Below are 1,170 nucleotides of genomic sequence, written 5' to 3' on the forward strand. Positions count from 1 at the left end.
CCTTGCCGATGCCCTTGAGGTTGCCGACGAAGAAGGTGTCGGCCGACAGCAGTTCGCCCGGCGCCGAACTCTCGACATGGCGCTCGCGGAAGCAGGGGTTCAGCTTCTCGATGAACGCCGCCTGCTCCGGCGATCTGCTCGGGCGACAGTCCCATCGCAAGGCATTGCTTGACGTAGGCCGCAAGGTCGGGACTATCAGGAATTTCGTGTGGGCGGGCATAGTGGGAAAGAAGGAGATCCCCGATGCCGCGACGCAAAGAGCCGAAGATCCCTGATGCCATTCTCGACCAGCTTCTGGCCGGGGCCGATGCCAAGACGGCGTTCGATCCGAACGGCCTACTCGACGAGTTGAAGAAGGCGTTTGCCGAACGCGCCTTGAATGCCGAGATGGACCATCATCTTTCCGGCGAAGGCGGCACCGGCAACAGTCGCAACGGTTACGGCAAGAAGACGGTGACGACCGATAGCGGCCAATTCGAGCTGGAGGTGCCACGGGATCGCCAGGCGAGCTTCGACCCGCAGCTCATCACCAAATACCAGCGCCGGTTTCCTGGCTTCGACGAAAAGATCATTTCCATGTATGCCCGCGGCATGAGCACCCGCGAGATCGTCGGCCATCTCCACGATCTCTATGGCATCGACGTCTCGCCGGACCTCATCTCGGCTGTTACCGACGCGGTTTTGGACGAGATCGCCGCCTGGCAGGCGCGGCCGCTGGAAAGCGCCTATGCCCTGGTGTTCTTCGATGCCCTGCGTGCCAAGATCCGTGACGAAGGGATCGTGCGTAACAAGGCCGTTCATATCGCCCTCGGCGTCAGGGCCGACGGCGCCAAGGAGATCCTGGGCCTCTGGCTCGAGCAGAGCGAGGGCGCCAAGTTCTGGCTACGGGTCATGAACGAGCTGAAGAACCGCGGCGTCGAAGACATTCTCGTTGCCGTCGTCGACGGCCTGAAGGGCTTTCCCGAGGCCATTCACGCCGTCTTTCCGGAAACGACGGTTCAGACCTGCATCGTGCATCTCTTAGTGTCCGATTCAAAACTAAGCAGATGAATTAGCGAGCCTTGCGACGCGGCGAGCGAGGAGTTGGACCGAGGCGAGGAACAGCCATGCATTGGCAGATGCGATGGTCTGCTCGAAGTCCTTGGCAAGCCGTCGATTGCGATTGAGCCA

3 pseudogenes are annotated in these 1,170 nt (G+C 61.1%); 1 reads left to right on the plus strand and 2 read right to left on the minus strand.

The window, feature by feature from the left end:
* Window positions 1-127: pseudogene (locus tag SMD10_RS25385) on the minus strand (IS481 family transposase); the annotation flags it as partial.
* A 116-nt stretch (window positions 128-243) separates the two neighbouring features.
* Between SMD10_RS25385 and SMD10_RS25390 the strand changes: the two are divergent.
* A pseudogene (locus SMD10_RS25390) lies at window positions 244-1,023 on the plus strand (IS256 family transposase); the annotation flags it as partial.
* Window positions 1,024-1,038: 15 nt separating this feature from the next.
* Here the strand turns inward: SMD10_RS25390 and SMD10_RS25395 are convergent.
* Window positions 1,039-1,170: pseudogene (locus tag SMD10_RS25395) on the minus strand (IS5/IS1182 family transposase); the annotation flags it as partial.

Origin of the sequence: Consotaella aegiceratis (genome assembly GCF_036541425.1) — a bacterium.
Taxonomy (GTDB): Bacteria; Pseudomonadota; Alphaproteobacteria; order Rhizobiales; family Rhizobiaceae; genus Consotaella; species Consotaella aegiceratis.